We start from the raw sequence: 20,130 nt of genomic DNA on the forward strand, positions 1-20,130 counted from the left end.
ATGAACTCACGTTCATTATAGCTATTGTATATCAGCGCCTAAACCACGGCATCTAGACGTTTGCCGTTTGCTGACATGAATATAAAGTTCTGATTAATTAGATAAGGGTTTACTTTACCGGGATAATAGTCAATCACGGGCTTAAATATTTCGGGGTTAAAACTAACGCCCCCTGGAATGTAATTGATTTGAACTTGACCCGCCGAGTAGTTGATATCTACATTATCATATCCGGGCTCCCCTGCTATCTCAATAGGACGGTCTACTTTAAATACATATTCCCTGGCGATGTCCGCAAAAACATGTCCACCTTCATGCGTAGCCATCATACGATCCCCGTTACGGGCAATTTCAGCTATATTATCCATGGAGATTTGCAGAGAAACTTGGGCTATCCGATCGGTCACTTCTTCGAAGCGAGCCTTTCCTAAAGCAGACCAGGCTTTCCTTGAATCGATCTCCAGGGTTCCCTTAGCCTGCGCTACTTCCAGTGTCGCATTCTTTTGGGTCATGTTGATGGTAGGCCTTGTTTGTTCAATGCTTTGTTGCCCTTTCGTTACTTGTAAGCCGATTTGCGAATAGCCTTGCTGAATTTGAATTCGGGGAATATTCACGATAATCCCTCCACTATCTCAAGAAGTCAAGGAGACTTGGGCGAATAATGCGAGCCATGGTATCCAAAGAGGCTTGATACACGCTTTCCGATGTTTTTAAGCCGATGATGACTTTGGATATATCTGCGTCTTCAACTTTGGATTGAAGATCCATATAGTTTAAATTTAAATCGCCAAGTCTGCTAAGCGTAAATTCCAGGCGATTTTGTTTACCGCCCATCTCCGCCTGGGCGGTAATTGTCGTCTCCAGACTCTGCTGTAATGAAGGAACAGCACTTTGAATACCAGCAGTATCATCTGCAAGCAGCGCCTTCTTAAGATTATCCACCACAGCAAATATTCCCGAGGTGTCTCCATATACTCCAAACACTTGCTCTCCCAAGGTGTTCACGGGCACCGTGATTCCAGCACCTACTTGATATCTCACTTCGCCGTCATCCAAAGCATATGCGGTTTGCGTTGGATCATCGGGGAATGGCTTCTCATCGGTTCTCTCGCCATTAAAAATATACTTTCCCTTAAATTGAGAGTTCCCAAGAGAAACCAGCTGTTGAAATAGCTGATCTACTTCTGCGGCAATATTGGCACGAGCGTCGGCCGGTACCGTATCCGTTCCGCCCTGCACAGCCAGCTCCGAAAGCTTTTGGATAATCTGTGTAACTTCGGTCATTACCGTATCACCATATTTAAGCCATGCATCCGCATCATCCGCATTTTGCTCAAACTGCGTCGTAGCAGTAATCTGGCCACGATACTGGAGAGCACTTGCAACACCCACCGGATCGTCGGAAGGACGATTAATCCGGCGCTGGGTCATCATTTGCTCCTGATACTTATCCAGTCTGCGATAGTTGCCTTGCAGGCCGCTCATCATGGAGCTAGTCATCATGGATTGGGTTATGCGCATAATTTATTCCTCCTATCTGCCGACGACGCCGGTACCGTTAATTAATTTATCCAACATCTCATCAATGGTAGTGACCACACGAGATGATGCGCTGTAAGCATGCTGGAAGCGAATAAGATCCGACATTTCTTCGTCAAGCGATACACTGCTAATCGATAGGCGGAGTGTATCTGCATGTTCAACCAGCAACGTGCCGTTCTCCACCATCTTGATGGCATTACTGCTGTCCGTACCTAATTTGGAGATAACGGACTGCAGATATCCTTCAAAATTAGTGATATCCGTTACTGAACCATTGTTGTTATTCGGATTGAAATTAAACGTACGTTCTGACAGTTGGGCGATCAAAAGCGCCATGCCGCCGTTCCCTTTCAGAACCACCTCGGATGTCGTACCGTTCACCGGATCAGTCTTCATTTCGGTCCGCAGGGAGGCGCCGATGTTCTTCAGATCGGATTGAATGGTCTGGCTAAGCCTCATATTCCCCGCCGTAATCGGCCCTCCATTAGCAGAGACAAAGAAATCGCCGCCGGTTGTCGCTGGCTCATTCAGGGTGTAACCCAGCTTATGCAGCCCATTGAGACCATCTACGGTATGCTTGGTATCCTCTGCGAGTTTACGCGGATTATTCGCATCCATAACCGCATTCGGTATGTTGACACCTGGAGGAAGAATAGTTCCAGCGGGCAGTGTCACTTCTACTTTTCCTGTAGCCAGTGTATTGGCCATAATGTTCAACTGGGTGATATACCCTTGAACATGCACATCACGGGAGGTCACATAACCGGCAATCTCCCCGCCAGTCAATGCACCCGCAATCGCGTTTGTAATCGGGGTAAACGTCATATCATCAACCACGACCTGGTTGCCAAACGTCACTTGATAAACGTCACCGGTCTCCGTGACATTGACGTTTCCGAGCAATGATAGCTGATCAACGAGCAGATCCCGCTTATCGCGCAGGTCGTTCGCGTTATCGCCAAGACCCTCGATGCGTTTAATGCTTTGCGTCAATTCCGCCACTTGCTCAATATAGTTATTAGCTTCTGCTACCTTGGTGTCGATGCGAGACGTCAAGTTATTGCTGAGGGTATCCAGTTGTGAGTAAATATGGTTAAACGTCTCCGTCAAAGCGATCGCTTTCTGTTGAACCGCCATACGCGCGGACAAATCGGTGTCGCTTGGATTCTTGCTCAGCGTCTGCCAAGCCGTCCAGAACTCTGCAATACTTGCGCTCAGGCTGCTGTCCGAAGGCTCGTTAAAAATCCCCTCAATATTTGAAAGCGTCTCTTGCTGAACGCTCCATGTCGACAAATTCGTGTTCTGATTGCGGTATTCGATATCCAACAGGAAATCCCGAACCCGCTGAATACTCGCCGCTTCTACGCCCATCCCGAGCTGACCAGCCGCTTGAGAGCGCTGCAATCCCGGAAAAGCAATCGGGTTAGCTGCGACCAGGCGTGTAGTCTGACGGGAATATCCCGGCGTATTAGCGTTCGTTACGTTATGACCAGCTGTGTTAAGTGCAGCTTGCTGGGCAATCAAGCCCCTCTTTCCGATTTCGAGCAAATGAAATGTGGATCTCATCTACATTTTCCTTTCTGCTTATGCCCTGGTATCAAACATGCTTCGGCCTTTGCCAGCCGGATTCTGATGTTGCGGATGCTGGTAAAGCATATCATCCTCCGGACGGCTGACTAATAAATTCAAGCTATAATCTATGAATGCCAGAGACTGCTCAATCAGTTCCCGGTTCATGGCATTCAGTTCTTTGAGCTCCATAAGCCTATCCATCAATTGCTGCTGCACATCCTGCAGCTCTGTTTTTTCATCCGGGTTAAATACAAGACGAGTCATTTCAGTAACCGTCAGCTGAAGCTGGGAGCGGATGCCCTTCTCACGCAAAAAATCATCTGCGGCACCTTGACGCAGCGCTTCCGTTTCCGCCACCTGCTTCAGCAGGCGGTTCTCCTTGGTCATGACCGCTGTAAGACGTTCCACATCATTATCCAGAATGGCTTGCCTTTTATCTTCCCCTGCCTCTATGAGCTGCTGATGCAGCTCATCCTGACGCTTCATATATTCGATTATGGATCTAGCACTCACTTGGACTCACCTGATTTATTGTAGGATTGAAAATACGGGAGTAATTTGTCTGCCAAACGATCAACCGGCACTTCATATGTGCCGTTGGTTACAGCTTCCTTCAAACGCTGGATCTTCTCCGCGCGTTCCGGATCCTGTACTTTACTCTGTGCACTCAGTTCCATCGCCTCCGGGGAGATTGATACTTCATCCTTGCGGCGTTTCTTCTTATCGATATGCTGCATCTCCCGAGATTCAATATTCCGTTGATACGAATTGATGCCGTTCACACGTCCCGATTCGTTAATCTTCACGCCCTATTCACCTCACTTAAAATAAAAGACCGATAAGCTTTACTAAGTTTATCGGCCGGATATGAAACATTGTTAATAGTTCAAAAGTTAGTATTTGCGCAGTTTATCGACTGCACTATAAGTCTCTCTGTCTTTGCGGGACCCAGGCTGATGTTCCTGGTCGCCGGCAGCCGCCTGCCTCAGCTCTCTCGTTAATCGGGTCCGGCAGGACTCGCACATATTGCTCTCGCGAATCAACGTTCCGCACACTTCGCAAGGATACGCCAGGTTCGGCGCGTTCGCAATCGAGATCCGGCCTTCCTTGATAAATTTCGTAATCTGCCGCACGGATACTTCCGTAGCCTCAGATACCTCATGGATGGTTGCGCCTTTTTGCTCACGCAGGAAGGTTGCGCATTTCTCGTATTCCTTCTCAATCACTTTCATGCATTCAGGACACATTTCCCGAATATTTACCGTATATAACTTGCCGCACCGAGGGCAATTCCCCAAATTCATGCTCAACAACCTCCATGCCACATAGAACCTTTGATACCCCTAGATTACATTATCTGAGGGCTTACGTCTATCATTCGAAAGGAGAATCCACATATTTTTCCTATTTCGGTTGTTTATGAGCGGGCCCAGGTTAAACTATAAATCTCGATGGGCATTTCCAAGAAGGATTCGTATCCTCGCAAAACCTGCGCGCAAGCGTTAATCGTACTCCCGGTGGTATAGATATCATCGACGAGTAATATACGGAGAGGCCCTATGGTCCATGATATCCCCTCTGGAGAACCGGTATTCGCTGCGCCCCGCTTACTTACAGACCACAACATTTCGGGTGCATGCTGTAACGCGCCAAAAACACCCTCCATATCCTTTAGCCGGTCCATCCGGCTCTTAAAACTCTGTTTATCCGTATGACGGTTACGTTCCAGCAGCGGAACATAAGGAGTTTTTATGCTAGCCGCGAGTCCCTTTGCCAGTACTTCCGCCTGGTTAAACCCCCTCTCCCGCAGCCTTTCCTGGCTGACCGGAACCGAAGTAACGGCATGTATGATCCAAGGCACACTATGCGCGTTCCGCAAACGATGATCGCCCATACGGACGTTCGCCTCTCGATGGAACATCGTAAAGGCTCTAAGCAGCATCTCGACCAAAAGAGGCGCGTACCGCTCATTCCCCCTATATTTATATTGGGCCAGCCACTCTCTCATCTGCGCGTCATAGGTTACCGCACTCCGATTTAAAACAAAGCTTCGATCGTTCACGCCTAAACGAGTACAGTCCGGACAACCGATTCCCCGCCCGCATCGCAAGCATCGGGGTTTGAAAATCCATGGGATCTGCCGATAACAGGCATGGCATATCCCCGGAAGTTCCTGGTTACATGAGCCTATTTTCCCGCAAGTGAGGCAGATTTCGTCAATCGGTTTAAGCATTCGATGCATGTGTCCGAGGAGTTGGCTTAAGACGTTGGATATCAAAGGCGCACCTTCCTTTCCAGGTTAGATTGAAAAAAGAATGCGGCTCTGCGGATAAAAGACTAGATTACATCAGGAGGACGAGAACTATAATTAACGCCCACACGCTTACTCCCAGTCACCCCTCCTATTTACCCGTCAACTCTTGAACTGTACGTAAATACCCGCCTTTACCAGCGATTCGGTTCATCGCCTTGATTTGCCGAACTGCCGAGCTTTGGCACCTGGTCCATTGCGGCGCAGCAAACACTACCCTACCTGCTGGATAATCCTTGGATCGGCCCGCACGTCCAGCCATCTGTATCAAGGCCGCTTCATCAAATAGCTCGCTATCTGCATCCAAAATAAACACATCGCTTTTGGGAACCGTTACCCCGCGTTCAAGAATGGTTGTTGTCACCAGCAAGCGAATCTCGCGGTTTCGGAAGGACATCACTTTGCCCGCCCGCTCCGGGTCGATGGATGAAGTCCCTTCAATCGGCATAGTGGCAATCGCCTTGCGGAGCAGTTCCAGAATAGGATCAATATGCTTGATCCGGGAAACGAACAGGAACACTTGAGCTCCGCGTCTCAGAGAGGCACTCAGGCTTCGAACCAGGAGTGGGGGAAGCTTTTTTTCTTGTAGGCAGCGGCTCACCGCAAACATTTTCAGTTTCTTAGGAACGGGTAACGGATACCCATGGAAGCGTGCTGGAACTTTCGCATGTGGCAATCGACCCGCAGCTGCCTCCCGCTGTAGAGGCGTTGGCGGGGTAGCTGACAGATAGATATATTTCCCCCCTGGTTTGCAAGCACCCTTGGCCGCGTAATCCAGCATCGGATCGTTATGATAGGGAAAGGCATCAATCTCATCGATCACGACCAGATCAAAAGCTCCCCTGAATCGCAGCAGCTGATGCGTCGTTGCCAGCGTGATGCTTCCCCGCTTCCAACGGTCCGGACTTCCGCCATATAACGTGACCACTGTTTCCTCGGGAAAAGCCTTGGATAACCGAGGTGCCAGCTCCAGCACCACGTCCCGTCTTGGCGCGGCGACCAAGACGCGCCCGTCCGCATCCAGAATGGACTGCAGCAGCGGAAAGATCATTTCGGTCTTTCCGGCACCGGTCACCGCCCAGATGAGAAACCGGGCGGCACCCACCGCGGAGCCCCCTGCGGGCGGCTCCGCCAAAAACCGCAGCGCAGCGCCAGCGGCGGCGCTCTGCGCTGCGCTAAGCCCCCACCGGCCCAAGGCCGCGGTGGGGGAACCCCCGGCCGTGCCCCGCACGGCCGACCCTGCTGTGCCATGCAGCAGCAGGGCACAAGCGCGGCTGCGCCCCATTGCGAGGCAGGCCTCGCAATAGGCGCAAGCCGCCGAGCCGCACGCGGCGCATGCCGTGCGGCTCTTGGCCTCGCTGCCGCAGCGCCGGCAGCGTAGGGCCATGGCCCGGCGGCGGAGCCAGCCGGGCCCTTTGCGCGGGGCGGGCTGTGCCAGCCCCGCTTCCAAGCGCAGGCGGCCCAGCAGGACGCCAAGCTGGGCCGCAGCGCGCCAGTCGCCGGTGCCCACGGCGACCTCCCCTAGCAATGCCTCGACCTCGCCGGCAAGCAAGGCTCGTCCTGCCATGCACTCGATCTGCAGCTCCGCCTGCTGCACCAGTTCCTCCCACTCCATCACGACTCCCTTTTCGATCAGGGAACTTAGATAGGACCCATCCATCACTTGGATTCCCTGCAGCAATACGCTCCATTTAGATCTGCTGCTCTCCGGCTCCTGCAGTAAAAACGGATTTAATGCCTGGTACATAAATCTCTGCCAATCCGACTTCACCCATCGATCCATGTCTGGAATCGGCTGAAATCTCGCTTGGATTTCAACGGCCCATCCCAGTGGTACTCGAGAGGACAGCAGCACCAATAACGGTGTACCAGCCCTTTCATCCGCTTTTCTCATTCTTCCATACCACCATTGAAGATCCACCCTCATATCTAGCGAGAGATAGCAATTCCATTTCTCTGCTTCTCGAATGGCATAAATGGCAATCTGCATGACATCAACTCCAATATTGAGACATATAAACAGCTTTTAAGATCATGTATGGGTACTGGAACTTGGTAGTTCACAACATGCTTCAGTTGCTTTTCAGATCGTTTCATAAAAAATATGGTCATCTAATACCAGTCGGGGAAGCATTATATGAAGATTCGATAGAGCTCCGTGAATAACGATTTAATTGGGCTTCTTTCTCAAATACCTATCTTCCCATCTTCAACAACTCAAACCCTTTAGCCGATCCTGCTAATAGAAGTTAGAATCTCAAGCCATAGTTTGAGTTAGTTCCAAATCAATATAAAGCACGATCGTCCTGATCTAACTGCAGTGACTTCCATTTCCTATTTGTTTCTCTCCTCAACGCTCAGATCTCCATTGCACAACGCCATTTGTCGAATACTGTCATTGCTACGATTTATAAGCATCTGATCCCTACATCTTCCACCCCAATACGCCAATAAACGCAAAAAGCACACCCCTCGCTATACGCTCGGAGTGTGCTTCACGCCTTCAACAATATGAGTATCATCCCGGGAACCAAAACAACTTGCCGATGTTTATCCCTGTACATATGGAATCTGAACAGCCTCCATCGGGTTTCTCAGATCGACCCGTATGACTTCGTCTTCATTCGGATCGACATCCGTTTCTTGTGATGCCGGATCACCGGATCTCCAAGTCCCGTATACCAGTTCAATTCCGGACAAATGAGTCAATCTCTTGACAATCTTTAACGTATCATCATACGACTGGTCATCAAGGACGGTGACGCGCACGCGCGTCCCGCTCAGCAGGGCATACCAGGAAAGGGCTCTCAAATACCATTCCACCTGCCGCTCATGGTTGGACGTGATCAGCACATAATGTCTGCGCCGCCCCGTGCCTTCACTAGCTCTTCGGAGATGACGGGCATGCACGATATGAACCAGAGCAACAGCGATCCCGTACACCGCGAGTATCCACAGCAATTGGGCAACCATGAGACTCACCTCCTTCTCTTATCAACAATATATGCTGACTAGGAAAGGACGGTGACAGTTATGTAACCGGTGCCCACACGGAACTTGTCGGGAACGGCTTATTTGCCATAAGGAAGACGTTTCGACATTCCCTCTACAAGATAGGCCGCCGTTCTTGCGATACCAATAAAGCCCTCGTACTTTAATCAATAACAGGCAGCGGTATAAGCAGTTGTTTTTTATGTATGCTAGTTACCGAAAGAGTTCAGCCATGCTGTAAACCTCTAATTTCTCATAACAAAAAGGAACCGCCCTTGGCAGTTCCCTCCCTATGTAAGACGCGTCCGTGCATTCGGATCGGCGATTACAACGTCACCCAGCCATATTTGATCGAGTTGATAACCGCTTGCGTACGGTCGTCCACTTCCATCTTCTGCAGGATGCTGCTGACGTGGTTTTTTACAGTTTTTTCACTAATGAACAGGTATTCCCCAATCATCTTGTTGCTCTTGCCTTCGGCCATTAGTCTAAGCACTTCCGCTTCGCGCCTTGTCAATGGGTTGTTCTCGCCTGCCACAAACTTGACTCCAGCTTCACGCGAACCGCTCTCCGCCATCGCGCCTGCTTCGTTTACATACGTCATCCGGCGGAGCTGGTGGATCAGCTTGCCCGTTACTTTCGGATGGATAAATGCATATCCTTCATGTACCGAACGAATCGCATTAATCAGTGACTCGGCTTCCATATCCTTCAGGAGGTAACCGTTCGCTCCCTTACGGAGCGTTTCAAACACATAACTTTCGTCGTCATGAATCGACAGAATAATAACTTTGATCTCAGGAAACATTTCACGTAGTTTCTCGGTCGCTTGAACGCCGTTTTCGGTCGGCATGTTGATGTCCATCAGCACGATATCCGGCTTCACTTCGTTGCAGAACTCCAGCACTTGAATGCCGTCGCCGCATTCGCCGATTACGTCAATGTCGTCCTCCATATTCAGTATGCGTTTCAGACCCTCCCTAAACAGCTGGTGGTCATCCGCTAATAATACTTTGATAATCGTGTTCTCTTTCTCCAAATGTTCCATCCGATTACTCCTTTCTCTTTTCTACGTTCGTCGGGATATGAATCACGATCTTGGTTCCTTGATTCTCGGCTGAATCGATCTCCATTCTCCCTTCGAGCAGCTCAACCCTCTCCCGCATGCCAATTAACCCAAAGTGGTCCTTGCTTTTCTGCTCCAGCAAATCGACATTGAATCCCAGGCCATTGTCCTGTACCACGATTTTGACCAATTGCGCCTGGTACGTGATTTCAACAAGCACATAAGTCGGGTAAGCATGTTTTGCAGCATTCGAAAGTGCTTCCTGCACCAACCGGTAGATGGCCGCCTCCATCGCAGAAGAGAGACGATGCTCTTTCCCCCGTGTCTCGAAGATCGTGCGGATTTTCGATTTCTCTTCATAATCATGCACATATTTACGCAGTGTGGGGATTAATCCTAGATCATCGAGTGCCATTGGACGCAGATTGAAGATAACTTTTCGCATTTCCTCCAGGCTCGAACGCACCTGGCCCTTCAAATCTACTATTTCGTCCTGCACCATCTTAAATTCCTGCTTTGCAAGCATTCTTTCTACAATTTCCGTCCTAAGAACCAGATTCGCCAGCAATTGCGCAGGTCCATCATGAATCTCTCTGGATATGCGCTTCCGTTCTTCTTCCTGCGCCAGAATAATTTTGAGTCCAATGACCTGTCTGTTCTTCGCAGATTCGATGATTCGGGATACCTGGCCCAGCTCGCCGGACAAGTATTCCAACACTACGCCCATCTGAGATCCGATCGATTCTGCGCGCTCCACCGAGTTCTCGACATTGCGAACCCGCTTCTGCAGCTCATCTCGTCTTGCTTTCAGATACATTTCCTTCTCCCGGTAGATCATGAGGTCAAGCTGAAGCTGCGTTGCTTTCTCATACGCCTGCTTGATGTCCTCTTCCTTGTACCGGACGAAATCCCGGCTGACCTCGGTCAGCCGGATCCGGGAACGGCGGTAGTTCAGCTCCAGCTGATCCACCTTCTCTAAGGTTTCCGTCGTTTCTTTTAATGTCCGCTGCAGTTCATGATTGAGAGACGCGAGCTCCTGCCGCGACGCCTCCAATATTTCGAACATTTGGTATTTGCTGTCCTCCATCACTTTGATGGCATTTTTTATGACACGGTCGATGGCATCGGCTTGATAATCCACGCACTCTACTCCATTTCTAACGTTTCATATACATATCATACCATATCATGATTCGATCGTAACGGTCTTCGTGTTCTTGTCCCATTTTACTTTAAGGCCTAATTGCTCGGAAACGAGACGAAGAGGGACCAAAGTCCTACCGCCTTGAACCATAGGTGCCACAGCCGCCGAACTGCGTTTACCGTTGAGGATGAATTCCTTTTTGCCTACCGTCAATTCCATGAGCATGCCGCCTCTCAGGACGCCTACCCGCTGCGCGGATTGGTTCCAGGTCGCTTGCCCGCCGAAGGCGTCGAGCACATGCTTAATCGGAACATAGGTCGTTCCGTTTTTCAGGATTGGCGCGGAATCGATTGCCACTTTCGAACCATTCAGCATGAGCGATTTTTGCCCAATGGTCATGACCGCTTTACCGGTTGGAAGTCCTTCATTTCCTGACAGGGACGGCATCGTGAAGCGGATATCATCAAAAGATACAGCCCCAGTCAATGCACGCTCGTCCTGGCCCTCTTCCACGTTCACGACATACAGCCGCTTCATCTGAGCCGGGAACGCAATGTTATATCCGCTCAAATCGATGCTCAGCGTCTTCCAGCCGCTCCAATCAATCGCCTTAGCCAGATCGACGTACACGGTTTTCCCGTTATTGTCCTTGAGCTCCGCACGCAGCCAGTTCAGGCTGTTATCTCCCTCCACGTCAATCGTCATGGACGTTGCCTGTGCAGGAATCGTTTTGCCTGTCGTGCCATTCAGCTCGGCATAAGCGTACATTTTTTGTCCCAGCCCGCCTGTCATATCATAGGTTAGGTTCAAGACTTTGGAGGTTGCCCTTGTTCCGCTGCCGTTTTGGATCGCTGCCGTCCCGGTAACTGCAGGCACGTTGGTCGTGAACTTCACAGGGTAATTTACATTCTCGAAGTTCTCCCACGTGCTCTCGCCTGCTGCCGACAAAATAACGACTGTGCTAAATCCATCATAACGTGCGATGGCATAACCGACTTTCGTATTGCTGTTCACGGAGGATACGGTCAGGCGGCCGTCTTTGACACTGCCTTTGAATCCGATAAACTCCCATTTCAGCGCACTGCTCGGAACCTCCAAGCTTTGGCCGTTGCTCGTTACGGCGGTTACCGGTACGGAAACGCTCGTTCCAGCCTGCAGCGGTGCACTGGAAACGCCTGTAGTCAAGGCAACGAGATCATCCGCACCCAGCACCTTGACCTGCATCGTCGCTTTGGTGCTGCCGCTTACCGCCGTCAGGGTCGATGTGCCCGGCTTCGTTGCTTTTATGCTTTGGCCGTTAACCGCAAGGTTGCCATTGCTGGATTTCCAGGTCGGTTTAATCGAGCCAGCCTCAATGGGATTATAGTAAGTATCATAGCCCTTGAGTTGATATGTTCCGATTTGCCCGATCAGCAGTGTGTTGCTGCCGCTCACCTTCAAGCCCTTCAAGCTGCCTTTAGGCGCCGTCGAGAACACGCCGAGTGCATTAACGATGCTTCGCTGCGTCGTCCCGTACTCCGTGTTGAAGGTCAGCTGGGTATTCATCTCGGCTAATGGACGGTTGACCATCGTGGTCGATCCGCCGCCGTCGAGGTTCATTCCCTTCCAAACGCCAACCTTCGTCATGAAATCCTGAAGCTGCTGCAGCGTCATGCCTTTGCTGTTATCGTTGCTCTCCGTTGCGATCAGGTAGGCGTAACGTCCGTCTTTGGAGTAACCCACCGCCGTACGCGCACGATTGCCTCCAAGATCATTCACGTTTCTTGAAAAGGACGTCGCTTTGCCGTTATCCACCAGGATCGTATGTCCGCCAATCATCATCTGCAGATTCGTAGGATCCAGCTTTTGACCGGTCTTTTTCGATACGAGCGCATAATCCGCTTCTAACCTCTGGCCTACGGCCAGGTTGTTCTTCACGAACTCGGCTGCGGCGCCATGCGTACGAAGAATGTAGCTTCCTTCCGGAACTGCCGAAGGTATTCCGGCCATCACCGAAATATCCGTAATAACTCCGTCGGTCACCATCACTTCGGTCGGTGTGCTAGAGCTGTTTTTCGGACGCTCGAGAGCCTTCCATGCACTTGTGTATATATAAGCTGCGTTCACATGGCTGTAGTTCGATCCGGTTCCCTCCGGCGTGTATGCGGTTTTGTTCATGCCTGCCAGCGGGAATGTCGTTCCGTTCTCGGCGGTAATGCTTCCCGAAAAAGCAAACTCGTCCAGGATCGGCTTTCCGTCATTCGTTACGGCAAAAGCATACATGCCTTTAAGATCCGAAGGCGACGACATCAAAAGACCATTCGAGACCTGAGCGCCCATCGGGGCTCCTTCTCTGCCGGTGTTAAAGAAATCCCCGTTGATCGCTGCTACTGCACCGTTTTCCTTCGCCATTCCGCCCGTGCTTTGTCTTGTTGTAAATTGATTGCCTTGCCCTGTCATGACATCCAGCTTCACATATTTGTTGTTGAGATCCACCAGGATGACATTCGCCAGCGATTTCGCGCCGGCACTGTTGATATACTGATACTTCATCAAAACCGCGCCGGACGTAATGATTTCCTCACCCAGCTTCTTCGCTGATGTGGTTGCCGCGTATGCTACCGAAGAAGTTGATAGATTCCCTATCACCGGTATGCCGCTGCTCAGCACAGGGCCCACCCAGATGACCCCGGCCAATGTGATAATCAACCATTTCTTGCCCACGCCTGATTTTGCAGACTTCAGTGTTTTCCCCTGACTAACCATGTAATCGTAACTCTCCCATCTCTCGTTCAACACGGATGCCGAACATATAAAGTCTCTATTTAATAGACTTCATTTTTGAGGAAAAGTTACGAATTTGTTATAAAAAAAACACTTTCGCGTATCGTACACCAAGTCTTAGCAAAATTGTAGCGGCATTTTTTAGGAGCCTATGTAAATCAATCCTATGTTACTATATTTTCATCTAAAAGTAACTAGTTTGTCATAAAATATATTCCTCTATTACCATTTATTAATCAAAGAAAGCCGACACCTATACTAGACATCAGCTTTATAATTATTGCATTTTTGTCATAAATTCTAATTCCATCTCCAGTTTCATCGCTACATCTTGAGAGGATTTTAAACACAAAAAGGCATGTGCCTTTTTTCAAAAGAAAAATGGAATGGCACATGCCTAAACTATATATCCGGAACATATCCTAAAATTACCTTAGTTTGCGCCAGCTTGTTCTTTCAGCGCTTCGGCTTTGTCAACGCGTTCCCAAGGCAGATCCAGGTCAGTACGTCCAAAATGTCCGTACGCCGCCGTTTGCTTGTAGATCGGACGACGAAGATCCAGCATGCGGATGATTCCAGCCGGACGCAGGTCAAAGTTGTTGCGCACAAGCTCAACCAGCTTCTCTTCGCTTACTTTACCTGTACCATATGTGTCGACACTGATCGACACCGGGTTTGCGACACCGATGGCGTAAGCCAATTGGATTTCGCACTTGTCCGCGAGTCCTGCGGCAACCAGGTTTTTAGCCACGTAGCGCGCCGCGTAAGCAGCGGAACGGTCGACTTTTGTAGGATCCTTACCGGAGAATGCACCGCCGCCATGACGAGCGTAGCCGCCATAGGTGTCCACGATGATTTTGCGGCCAGTCAGACCAGCATCGCCTTGAGGACCACCGATGACGAAACGGCCGGTAGGGTTGATGAAGTATTTAGTTTCTGCGTCCAGCAATTCAGCCGGTACGACAGGAAGAATGACTTGTTCTTTAATATCCTTTTGAATTTGCTCCAGTGTTGCTTCTTCGGCATGTTGAGTCGATACCACGATCGTATCCACGCGAACCGGCGTATTGCCGTCATACTCGATCGTCACCTGAGTTTTACCGTCCGGACGCAGGTAATCCAGCGTACCGTCTTTACGAACCTCGGACAAACGACGAGCGATGCGGTGAGACAATGCAATTGGAAGAGGCATCAATTCTGGCGTCTCGTTGGTTGCAAAACCAAACATTAGACCTTGGTCACCAGCACCAATGTTCTCGGTTTCCTTGTCCACTTGGGAAGGATCACGATTCTCCAGTGCAGCGTTTACCCCCTGTGCAATATCGGCCGATTGCTCATTCAGCGATGTCAACACCGCGCATGTATTGGAATCAAAACCGTATTTAGCACGGGTATACCCGATTTCCTTCACGGTATTGCGTACGATGGATGGAATATCCACGTATTCAGATTTAGTGCTAATTTCACCAATGACCAAAACAAGACCAGTCGCAACGGAAACTTCACAAGCTACGCGTGCGTTCGGATCGTTAGCCAAAAAAGCATCGAGTACCGCATCAGAAATCTGGTCACAGATTTTATCCGGATGTCCTTCAGTTACGGACTCAGATGTAAATAAACGTCGCCCTGTTAAAGACATGAGATCAACCTCCCATATGAATAGTATGTGTTATATCAAGAGGTCCTACACAAAAAATGAACCTTTTCCGACAGGAAAAGGTTTGAAATGTACAATCCTCAACATGCATATTAACTTATTTGTTACCAGGTGTCAATCCAGTTTGTGAGCTGTTTTTCAAGGATTTTCTTGGGTTTTTCAATCGGATGTTAATCAAGAATAAGTTCCGTCTTATATCGAAAAATGACTATAGTCTGCCGAAGAGGCTTTGCTCGGCGTTTTGAACCAAACGCTTCGTGATCTCTCCGCCAACGGATCCGTTCTCGCGGGATGTCAGATGCCCCCATCCAGCACGACGGCTGGAGGAACTTCCTCCGATGGCTCCAAGCTCTGAACCGAATTCCGTATCCGCTCCATACAAGCTGCTGCCATATCCCACCGGTAATCCAAACTCAGCTGCGATTTCGTATTTCATTTGCTTCAGCATTTCACGACTCTCCGGAACCACTTGACGATTACGACTGCTGCGTGCCATGAAAACACACCTCCTGTATTGGTATTTACAGAAGTTATTATTTGTCGAGAACACAGCGTCAACACGTATAAAACGTTGTCACAACTGGCAATAATTATAAGAGGATTGTACCGGAAGAAAGTTATCACTTACTTGGTGGAAGAGGCAATATTGTCAGGGGCTAACACCCCTAATTTGTGGACACTATTTAATGGTGTAACCGCCACGTACCATGACAATCAGATTGCTTGTCTGCCCTTCTTTCACCTGGATACCACGACCTTCACGCGGGAAGGAAAGCAGATGGTTCTTAGGCGCCGTTTCGCCGTTTAACAGGTCTTTACCATCAGTAAGATCCGCAACGCCGCTAGCCACTTCTGTGTAGATCACAGCATTACCTGAACGCACGATGAACTCGGTCCCTGCGTCGGCGATCAGAATCTTGCCTGGCTTCAGAGCAACATTCTTGACTTCATCGGCACCTTGTGATGGTTGTGTAGGATTGGTTGGGCTGGTATTCCCTCCACCACCACCGTTCAGTACTTGCTGGATTTGTTGATCTACGTAGCTTTTAGTGACGACCGGGTCGTCGGTGGTGCCGGGGGTGGTGCCGGCACCGTCGGCGGGGGTGTTGAGGATGCTAGCACTTAATATTCCAATGGATAAAATCGCTAAACTCGATAATATACTCTTAGTTTTCATCTTAACTCCTTTATATTTCGACGATTTTAAATAAAAGAGCCCATTCGAAAAGAATGGGCTCTAAAGAAGAACTACGAAGAACTAATAATTACCGGTTTACAATAATCGCAACTGGCTCTGCAGCATTTTCATTTACAGATGTGTCCGTAACAAACTTAGAAGTTTCAAAGTTATCACCGGAATAGATTTGTACAGATTGAGTTGTTACATCTGCAGCGTCAAATGTAATTTGCACTTCGTTAGCTGCACCTTGAGTAACACCAGTTACCTTAACTGAGTCTCCACCAACATAGACTTTGAACGCAGTTGTATTTGCTGCAACTTTCACAGCTTCATTGAATGTAAGAACTGCTGTAGTAGTATCGCCATTATCAATGAATCTTACGCTGTTTTCAACATATGTTGGGCGGATGCCATCCTCAACATTAACTTCTCCTGTTACTTTAAGTCCGTTGAAGTTAACGGATTGTGGAGTAGAGGATACAACTCTCAATTTAAGGTTCTTAGCATCAGCAGCAAGAACTTTACCACCAGTGATGTCGAAAGTTACCTTAGCTCCATCGTGACTTGCAACACTTACGTTATAGACATCATTTGTAACAGTGTTAACTACTTGGAAATCGCCAGCATATACATAAGAGAGCGGTCCATTAAATTCTACTGCAACACTATCCTTGTCAGTAGCTTTCGCAGACTTAAATCCGATGGATTGCTGACCTTTTTCTTTCACATTAGCATTCAACACGTTTCCAGCGATGTAGTTGCCATTAGTATCTGCAACATTAGTTACACGAAGACTAATTGCTTGGTTAACTGCATTAGCATCTTTTTGTACATATCCACCTTGTTTTGCAGGTAAGGAGATACGAACTGTTTCGGAGTTAATAGCAGATACTTGAGTATCAACTGGCAATGGGTTATAAACGGAAGAAGTAGCGTCAGAATTGAAGTTATACTTATTAGCTTCAAGCACGCTTCCAGCTCCGTCCTGAGCCATTGCTTTGCTATAGTGAACGATGATATCCAAACCAGCAAAGTTTGCATCGTTACCAGGGTGCGTTACTTCATAGTAAGAAGTAGCAAGCACTTGTGGTCTTTCAACGTCACCCAGGTCGATTGTCGTGGAATATGGCAGCATAGCGTTTCCGATGGCTGCTCTGTCACGAATGTTGCTGATTTCCAATGTATAAACACCGGAAGCCAATTGACCAATGGAAGTGATTTTCACTTTTTTGTTTTGGGAGTTTGTTACAATAACAGGTTTGTTTACTGGGTTACCTTTAGTAGTGAACCCTTTACCAACTACTGCTTTGCCGTCTTTATCTTTCAATACATAGTTAGCTGTGTTCTCAACATCGCCAAGATCTACAGCTTCACTGAATTCAATAGTAAACTCATGGTTGTTGCCTTCTACTTCAGCAGTTACGCCTACTACAGTTGGACGCTCAGTATCAAGCTCAGGGGTTACTTTAACATCGCGGTTTGCGCTGTTGTTGCTGTAGTCAGTAACGCCTTCCAGGTAGATTGTTGTTTCTGCCAAGCTAAGTTTGTTTGTTCCAAAGTCAACAAATACTTTGTTGTCTCTGATCGTAGCTTTACCAGTTTTACCGCTGGAAGTATGGTAAACCTTGCTTACGGACTTAACTGGCTCGTTGAATTCGATTGTAGCAGAGCTCAAGTCATAAGTAGTGGCTTTCACAACTTCTGGTGCAGTTTTATCTTCTGCTACCGTGAAACTTTGAGTTTCAGGCAAGATGGTGAACCCTGCATAGTCCTTAACATTGCGAACTGTTAGTTCGTGGTTACCAACAGCAAGATCTGTACTGATGATTGCAATGTTAGGATATTGGTAAGTCACATAACCGTTAACGGCTTTTCCATCGACTTGGAAGTTGGAAGTAGAAACAACTGTCGATTGTTGTACTGGCTCAGAGAATACAACTTTAAATGCTTTTGTTCCAAGACCTACTACCTCTTGAACTTCTGGCAATGTTGTATCTACTGGAGAGAATTTGAGTGCTTCATTGAAAGTTCTGGATCTGTCAGCGTTTTTAACACCTTTAACATTGATGGTGTATTCTTTTTGCTGGTTCAGAACGCCACTTTCTTGAGCGATTGTCAGAGTTACTGTTTTACCATCTTCGCTCAATTCAGCATTGGACTCAAAAGTAAGACCAGTGATGGAGTAGTTACCGCCGTTCTCAGCAGTAGCTTCATCAACTTTACCGTCAAACGCTACAACAACTTGTTTCAGGTTGTTAGCGGATACGCCTTGAATTTTGCTTGCTGCAGTTACAACCCAAGTTACATTATGAGTGTACTCGTAGTTGTTATGTGTAAATTTAACATCTTGAGCTACGTTAGCTTTCAAAGCAGTTTCCAAAGTTACTTTAACAACTTCGTTGTTAGCAAGTTTGAACTCAACTACTTTGCCGTCTTCCTTAACTTCGTAAGAAACTACGGCTGGTTTTTGTTGAGCCAGGTAGATGGAGTAAGCAACGTCAACCAGTTGGGAACGGGAAGCGTTCGCTTTAGGGTTCGCTTTAGCGTCTACCAGACCAGCGTTGATTGCTGCTTGCACATAACCTTTAGCCCAGTCAGAAGCGTTGTTGTTCGTTTCAGTTGGGATGTCGAGTTTTTGTGCAGTAACGAGAACCTTCGCCATTTCTTGAATGGTGATTTTACCATTGAAGTCGAAGATCATTTTCGTTGTGTTTTTACCTTCCATCAGACCTGCAGCGTAAACTGCTTCTACGTAAGGAGCTGGCCATTTGTCAGCTTTGTAGTTTTTGTCTTTGAAAGATGCTTTGCCTTCGATTGGCTCAAGACCCATGATACCAACCAGGACTTTAGCGAACTCAGCGCGAGTCATTTCTTTGTCCAGGCCAGCAGTTCCGTCTGGATAACCAGTGAAGATCCCTTTTTCTTTCAGTACATCAAATTTCTGTTGAGTGTTGAGTGCGTCGTCACCGAATGCAACAGAAGCAAACATGGAGAATGCCATTGCTGTAGACAGTGCTACGGATAAAATTTTCTTCATAACCTTTTTTTCTCCTCCTTGAATCATCACTTGATTATTTTCTTTAATTTGGTAGCTCTTATCACTCATTTGTCCTGCACCTCCTTTCCCGAGTTGAGCATAAATCATAAATGATGTCTGTGACGATATCACAGAATCTTGTTAACGAGAGAACACTACATACTAGAATAGATTCCTAATCCTACCTAGGTATTATACAACGAGTCCCCAACACCGTAAAGAACATTTTTCTAATTAATAGACAATCTTCTTGCATCGGATAATCTTGGTTACTTCGTTGGCTCTACATTATAAACGTTTGATTTTCCAAAAAGTTGCGGCAGTTGCAAAGTTTTTTTAAAATTTTTTTTCGAAGTGTCCCCGATTCATATAACAGGCCTACATTTACATATTGCGACAACAAAAAAAGACGCCTTATCGGCGTCCTTTGTAGAATGCTAGCGAATCTTCATAGCGAGCTGGATAATCCGCGCGCGCATCTCCGGATTGCTGTGCAGCGTGCTGTACATCTGATCGATCTCCGCTTTATTCGTACGATATGTCTTATCATGTTTAATTGTAGTATGTGACCATTGGATCAACGCATTCTCAGCCGCTGTCATTTCGTTAAATGAATCATGAAAGCCTGTCTCAACAACGAGTCCCTCCATGACTTCCTGAGTTATCTCATCATGAGTGGCACGAGCCAGCTCAATCTTCTTCTCCATCACTTTGGCTTTTTCCTCGAACTTGGTCTTCGCCTTCATGTAGTCGAGCTGCGCTTTTGATAATATCGGCTTCATAAATTCATCTTCACCCTCTAAAAATAGTATGTGCTTCCGCTATTGTAGCGTATTCTACATGAAATTACAAAACAATAGATATTGG

At 48.0% G+C, this 20,130-nt stretch carries 17 protein-coding genes; all 17 read right to left on the reverse strand.

The genetic code is table 11. The features are described from left to right. Positions 1-38 precede the first annotated feature (38 nt). Positions 39-614, reverse strand: coding sequence for a DUF6470 family protein (locus tag AC3RCL_RS29515; protein WP_492533510.1), 576 nt, complete (start codon positions 612-614; stop codon positions 39-41). A gap of 13 nt (positions 615-627) precedes the next feature. After that, positions 628-1,521 carry a flagellar hook-associated protein FlgL gene (gene flgL / locus AC3RCL_RS29520; RefSeq protein WP_492533512.1) on the reverse strand — a complete coding sequence of 298 codons (894 nt, stop codon included), beginning with the start codon at positions 1,519-1,521 and terminating at the stop codon, positions 628-630. Between the two features lie 12 nt (positions 1,522-1,533). Further along, positions 1,534-3,108, reverse strand: coding sequence for a flagellar hook-associated protein FlgK (flgK, locus tag AC3RCL_RS29525; RefSeq protein WP_492533514.1), 1,575 nt, complete (start codon positions 3,106-3,108; stop codon positions 1,534-1,536). Between the two features lie 18 nt (positions 3,109-3,126). Further along, a complete protein-coding gene (locus AC3RCL_RS29530) occupies positions 3,127-3,627 on the reverse strand; it encodes a flagellar protein FlgN (protein ID WP_492533516.1) in 501 nt (166 codons plus the stop codon). Then, on the reverse strand, positions 3,624-3,920 hold the full coding sequence (flgM, locus tag AC3RCL_RS29535; protein WP_015737724.1) for a flagellar biosynthesis anti-sigma factor FlgM: 297 nt from the start codon (positions 3,918-3,920) through the stop codon (positions 3,624-3,626). The genes AC3RCL_RS29530 and flgM overlap by 4 nt, the downstream gene beginning before the upstream one ends. A gap of 87 nt (positions 3,921-4,007) precedes the next feature. Continuing rightward, positions 4,008-4,418: a TIGR03826 family flagellar region protein gene (locus AC3RCL_RS29540; protein ID WP_009594229.1), complete on the reverse strand. Its 411-nt coding sequence runs from the start codon at positions 4,416-4,418 to the stop codon at positions 4,008-4,010. A gap of 113 nt (positions 4,419-4,531) precedes the next feature. Continuing rightward, the gene (locus tag AC3RCL_RS29545) at positions 4,532-5,122 is read right to left on the reverse strand and encodes a ComF family protein (protein WP_492533518.1); all 591 of its coding nucleotides are present in this window, start codon (positions 5,120-5,122) and stop codon (positions 4,532-4,534) included. A gap of 394 nt (positions 5,123-5,516) precedes the next feature. Next, complete coding sequence (locus AC3RCL_RS29550) at positions 5,517-7,415, reverse strand: helicase-related protein (RefSeq protein ID WP_492533520.1); 1,899 nt, start codon at positions 7,413-7,415, stop codon at positions 5,517-5,519. A gap of 560 nt (positions 7,416-7,975) precedes the next feature. Continuing rightward, positions 7,976-8,398, reverse strand: coding sequence for a hypothetical protein (locus AC3RCL_RS29555; RefSeq protein WP_015737728.1), 423 nt, complete (start codon positions 8,396-8,398; stop codon positions 7,976-7,978). Positions 8,399-8,741: 343 nt separating this feature from the next. Beyond that, a complete protein-coding gene (locus AC3RCL_RS29560; protein ID WP_009594205.1) occupies positions 8,742-9,464 on the reverse strand; it encodes a response regulator in 723 nt (240 codons plus the stop codon). Between the two features lie 4 nt (positions 9,465-9,468). Next, complete coding sequence (locus tag AC3RCL_RS29565; protein WP_009594214.1) at positions 9,469-10,623, reverse strand: sensor histidine kinase; 1,155 nt, start codon at positions 10,621-10,623, stop codon at positions 9,469-9,471. Between the two features lie 45 nt (positions 10,624-10,668). Beyond that, positions 10,669-13,371 carry a phosphodiester glycosidase family protein gene (locus AC3RCL_RS29570; protein WP_492533523.1) on the reverse strand — a complete coding sequence of 901 codons (2,703 nt, stop codon included), beginning with the start codon at positions 13,369-13,371 and terminating at the stop codon, positions 10,669-10,671. 451 nt (positions 13,372-13,822) lie between these two features. Continuing rightward, on the reverse strand, positions 13,823-15,028 hold the full coding sequence (gene metK / locus AC3RCL_RS29575) for a methionine adenosyltransferase (RefSeq protein ID WP_213580658.1): 1,206 nt from the start codon (positions 15,026-15,028) through the stop codon (positions 13,823-13,825). 226 nt (positions 15,029-15,254) lie between these two features. Then, on the reverse strand, positions 15,255-15,542 hold the full coding sequence (locus AC3RCL_RS29580) for an alpha/beta-type small acid-soluble spore protein (RefSeq protein WP_492533526.1): 288 nt from the start codon (positions 15,540-15,542) through the stop codon (positions 15,255-15,257). A gap of 183 nt (positions 15,543-15,725) precedes the next feature. Next, the gene (locus tag AC3RCL_RS29585) at positions 15,726-16,223 is read right to left on the reverse strand and encodes a hypothetical protein (RefSeq protein ID WP_492533528.1); all 498 of its coding nucleotides are present in this window, start codon (positions 16,221-16,223) and stop codon (positions 15,726-15,728) included. A gap of 88 nt (positions 16,224-16,311) precedes the next feature. Further along, complete coding sequence (locus AC3RCL_RS29590; protein ID WP_096775863.1) at positions 16,312-19,332, reverse strand: Ig-like domain-containing domain; 3,021 nt, start codon at positions 19,330-19,332, stop codon at positions 16,312-16,314. Between the two features lie 368 nt (positions 19,333-19,700). Continuing rightward, positions 19,701-20,045 carry a hypothetical protein gene (locus AC3RCL_RS29595; protein ID WP_009594240.1) on the reverse strand — a complete coding sequence of 115 codons (345 nt, stop codon included), beginning with the start codon at positions 20,043-20,045 and terminating at the stop codon, positions 19,701-19,703. Positions 20,046-20,130 lie beyond the last annotated feature (85 nt).

Source organism: Paenibacillus sp. MT86, assembly GCF_058792535.1.